Below are 4,672 nucleotides of genomic sequence, written 5' to 3'. Positions count from 1 at the left end.
AATAAACCCCAGTTGTTTTCCCATAAAAGCAAGATGAACATGCTAAAGGGAAAATAACCCTCAGTTGTTTTCCCATTAAAGTAAGAAGAACATGCTGATGGGAGAATAACCCTCAGTTGTTTTCCCATTAAAGTAAGATGAACATGCTGATGGGAGAATAAACCTCAGTTGTTTTCCCATTAAAGTAAGATGAATATGCTAAAGGGAAAATAACCCCAGTTGTTTTCCCATTAAAGTAAGATGAACATGCTAAAGGGAAAATAACCCTCAGTTGTTTTCCCAATAAAGTAAGATGAACATGCTGATGGGAAAATAACCCTCAGTTGTTTTCCCATAAAAGTAAGAAGAACATGCTGATGGGAAAATAACCCTCAGTTGTTTTCCCATAAAAGTAAGATGAACATGCTGAAGGGAAAATAACCCTCAGTTGTTTTCCCAATAAAGTAAGAAGAATATGCTGATGGGAGAAAGCTGCACTTATGCTTTATGAAAGTAAGCACAAAAGGGATGGGCAAAAAATGTTCATCCTTTTAGTAATATAGGAAACTATATACTAAAAATGCTCTGGATAACGAATATTTCCAGCGATAGCCACGTCCGCTCTGCGCCCAGCAACTAGCAGATCTTTTGGTGGGGCGAGCAGTGCGCAGTCCCAAACTTCACACTCTTCCAATCGATAAAGAAGACTTGCCGAGCGGTCTTTGTGAGGCCTAGTCGCCCTTATACCCTTGTGGTGAAAGCGGGCATCAACTCAAAACTAAAGGAGGGCCGCTTAAATACGGGCTAAAGCCCAACTCACGTCTACCCCTAAAGGGGCACGTTTCCTTTATCTCATTCCGGTAAAAAGGAAGTTCGATTAAGTTCGCTCACGTATGGGGCAACATCGAACTACCTCCCATCCTGGGAGGCACAGTTTGTACGTTGCTGCGACTACTGGATGTGCTAGTACAAACGCTCTTCGGTGGGACGAGAAATCGCAGTCCCAGGCGTTGCGGAACGAATCGCATTTTTAGCCTGTAAGGGCGTTTACGCCTTTGTTCAAATTTCGACAGCTTTGTTAACGAAGGGTCTCTTGTTTTACTGCGGGGTGAAGAATCAGTTATACTTATGTGAAAGACTTCACTTCTTAGTAGGAGGAACAATACATGCACAGTTGGAAGGATCTGGCACAAGACCATAGAGGCAGACTGATTCTGATGATTTTATTTTCACTGCTTAGTGGGATCAGTATTATTGCTCAAGCCTACTTGCTTGTGTATATCGTAAATGAAGCATTTTTACAAGGAACAGCTTTTGCTGACCTTTTACCATATCTTGCCTTATTACTTGCAGCATTGCTCGGACGAACTTTATTTAATTATGGAAATGGAAAAACGGGGGTCCGTCTTGCAGCAATTGTAAAGCAAGGACTGAGAAGCCAGCTGCTTCGTAAATATTCTAAGACGAATATGCAAGCAGCGATGTACGGAAGGTCCGGCGAGAAAGTGAGTGTCATGATGGATACGGTAGATGAAATAGACGATTATTATAGTAGCTACATCCCCCAAGTTATCCAGTCTATTATCATTCCCATCATGCTACTTATTACGATTTTTGCCGAACATTTCACGACTGGAATCATCATTATAATTACCGCACCATTCATCCCGATTTTTATGGTAATTATCGGTTTTAATACGAAGGATAAATCGGAGGAACAGCTCGATAAAATGGCGGCATTCTCAGGAAAGTTCCTTGATACACTGCAAGGACTGACGACTCTTAAGTTATATGGTCGCTCAAAAGAACAAAAAGCAGAAATAGAGGAAAGCAGTCTGAACTTTCGGGATGCTACGATGGTTGTTCTCAAAACGGCTTTCGCGAACTCGTTCGCACTGGAATTCATTTCGATGCTTAGTATGGGATTGATCGCACTTGAAGTTGCATTCCGTTTGATCATTTTCCAAAACATTAGTTTTTTCACCGGTTTTCTTATGCTTTTGCTTGCACCGGAATTTTACAATAAGTTAAAGGAACTTGGAAATGCTTTTCATACTGGAAGAGGCAGTAGTGGTGCTTTCAACAAGTTGCAGAAGGAACTCGACACACCGGACATGCCGGTGGAATGGGGGAGTAATGTATTTGAGGTAAGAAAACCGCCTGCCATTGAATTAAAGGATGTTTGCTTCCGTTATGAAGAGAATGGTTTTACTTTAAATCATATTTCGGTAGAGATTTCTCCTTATGAACAAATCGCCATTATTGGTAAAACTGGTTCAGGAAAATCCACTTTGCTGCATGTTATCGCAGGTCTCGTTGCTAATACAGAGGGGGAGATTCTTGTTAATGGAAAACCTCTCTCAGAGTATGAAGAAAAGGCCTGGTTTAACGAAATAAGCTATATTTCCCAGCATCCATATTTATTCTCTGGAACAATTGCGGATAATATAGCTATTGGCGGGAGAGGGGAGAGAGCGAGAGTAGAAATCGAGGCGGCAGGTGAAAAAGCCGGAATTTCCGAGCTCGTTGCCTCTTTGGAAAAAGGATATGACACTCCGGTCGGTGAAGCGGGACGCGGACTGTCCGGTGGAGAGAAACAGCGGGTCGCCCTTGCAAGGGCTTTTCTGAAGCGGCCTTCCATTATCCTATTTGACGAACCTACTGTAGGACTCGACTTACGAACCGAACGGATATTACAACAATCGATTGAAGAATTGGCGAAGCATGCAACCATTATTACGGTAGCGCATCGCCTGCACACGATTAAACATGCGGACAAGATTGTCTTGCTTGATTCCGGAAAGATCGTGGCAAAAGGGAAGCACGAAGAATTGTTAAGAACGAATCCGGATTATCGTTCTATGGTCTCAGCAGAGCAAGGAGGTGAGCGGAAGTGAGGGATTTAACAACAGTGATCCATCTATTATTTAAAGAGAAAAAAGACATTATCCTCTCGATTATATGTGGATTTATCGGTGGGATTACCGCTGTCGGATTGTTTTCAGCGAGTGGGTATTTAATTTCCCAAGCAGCACTCGCTCCGCCAATCTATACCTTGATGGTGCTTGTCGGTACGGTAAAACTCTTTGGGATCATCTCTGCCGTTAGCCGCTACGGAGAACGTTATTACTCGCACCGAGGCACGTTTACGATGCTCAGTAATTTACGGGTATCTTTTTATGAAAGATTAGAGCCGCTTGCTCCACAGATTTTCCAGAAGTTCCGGAGTGGGGACTTGCTTGCCCGTATTGTCGGGGATGTGGAAACATTACAGAACTTCTTCTTGCGGGTCTTTTATCCGCCGATTGTACTATTTCTTGTGTTCTTCTGTACGATATTTTTCACGGCATATTTTTCTATTACGCATGCCATTATTATTTTTGTCGGGTTTCTTCTGACGACTGTGCTTGTCCCAGTGTATTTCGCTATCAGGCAGCGCCGAGTGGATCAAGGGTTACGAGAGGAACGCGGAAAATTATCAACAGAAGTGACAGAGCTCTTCTACGGTTTCCGCGATTTGAAAATATATCAACGGTTGGAAGAAAAAGAGGAAGCACTTGAGCAAATGGCTGAAACCTATGTACGGGAACAGGAGAAAGCAGGTGTCCATCATCTTTACAGTGAATCATTAAATACATTTGTATCACTGATCATCTCGGTCGTTGTGCTTGGAATGGGTGCTTATTTAATCGCAGCAGGCAGCTTGAATGGAGTTTTCTTAGCGATGTTGTTAATGATTTCTTTAACTGTCTTTGAAGACACGACATCAATGGCGATTTTCCCCAGTCATCTCGAGGATAATAGAAGAGCGGCAGCTAGATTATCGGCAGTAGTTGGTAGTGAACCAGTTGAAGTAGAAGAGAGGGAAGACCTAATCTTGACTTCTTCCCCAACTATAACGTTTAATGATGTATCATTTACTTATTCAGAAGAAGAAAGACAAACTCTGAATGATGTTCAGCTCCATTTTCCGGCAGGTTCGAAAACGGCAATCGTTGGCCCGAGTGGTTCTGGAAAATCAACTATTCTTAGCTTGTTGCTAAATTTTAATTCTGCAGACACAGGAGAAATTCTGATTAATGGAGAAGAGATTAGCAGGCTGAATCAAGAAAGCATTTGGAAATATGCAAATGTCGTCCTTCAGGAAAACCATTTCTTCTTTGGGACAATCCGAGATAATTTGAAAATCGCTGCGGATGAAGTATCGGATAAGGATTTGCTGAAAGTATTGAAAAAAGTTGAATTAAGCCAGTTCAGGCTGGACGATGCGGTGCTTGAAAAAGGTGCCAATCTATCGGGAGGGGAAAAACAGCGTCTAGCGCTTGCCCGTACAATGCTTAAGAACTCCTATCTCTGGCTACTTGACGAACCAACGTCATCAATGGATTCCCTTACGAGTTTTAATATTTATCAGGAATTATTTGAACTAGCGAAAGCTGATACACTTATTCTCATTAGCCATCGCTTGAATGGACTGGAAACAATGGATCAAATTGTCGTTATGGAAGAGGGCAAAGTTGTTGAAGTCGGCAGTTACGAACAATTGATGGAAATGCAAGGTTATTTTTACGAACTGAAACAAATTGAACAAAGCGTTTTCCATGCCTGAAATTAATGGTTCAGGGCGCCCTGTGTCGAGGGCGGACGCCGCTGCAATTTCATATTATAATTTCCCAAGACGATATAAAAAAGT

At 42.3% G+C, this 4,672-nt stretch carries 2 protein-coding genes; both read left to right on the top strand.

Translation table 11 applies throughout. The annotated features are described in order from the left end of the window. The first annotated feature begins 1,145 nt into the window (after positions 1-1,145). Positions 1,146-2,876 carry a thiol reductant ABC exporter subunit CydD gene (gene cydD, locus SPD53_RS19480; RefSeq protein ID WP_188855932.1) on the top strand — a complete coding sequence of 577 codons (1,731 nt, stop codon included), beginning with the start codon at positions 1,146-1,148 and terminating at the stop codon, positions 2,874-2,876. Beyond that, on the top strand, positions 2,873-4,588 hold the full coding sequence (gene cydC, locus SPD53_RS19475) for a thiol reductant ABC exporter subunit CydC (RefSeq protein ID WP_336253546.1): 1,716 nt from the start codon (positions 2,873-2,875) through the stop codon (positions 4,586-4,588). Before cydD ends, cydC begins: the two co-directional genes overlap by 4 nt. Positions 4,589-4,672: the final 84 nt, after the last annotated feature.

The organism is Oceanobacillus sp. MO10714A, from assembly GCF_037072045.1.
In the GTDB taxonomy this organism is placed as follows: Bacteria; Bacillota; Bacilli; order Bacillales; family Amphibacillaceae; genus Oceanobacillus; species Oceanobacillus indicireducens.
Note: the sequence above shows the minus strand (reverse complement) of the source record. Positions and strands in the feature narration are given on the sequence as shown.

Coding starts and splice junctions, on each gene's coding strand:
- cydD (WP_188855932.1), top strand. CDS start 1,146: ATGCACAGTTGGAAGGATCTGGCACAAGACCATAGAGGCAGACTGATT.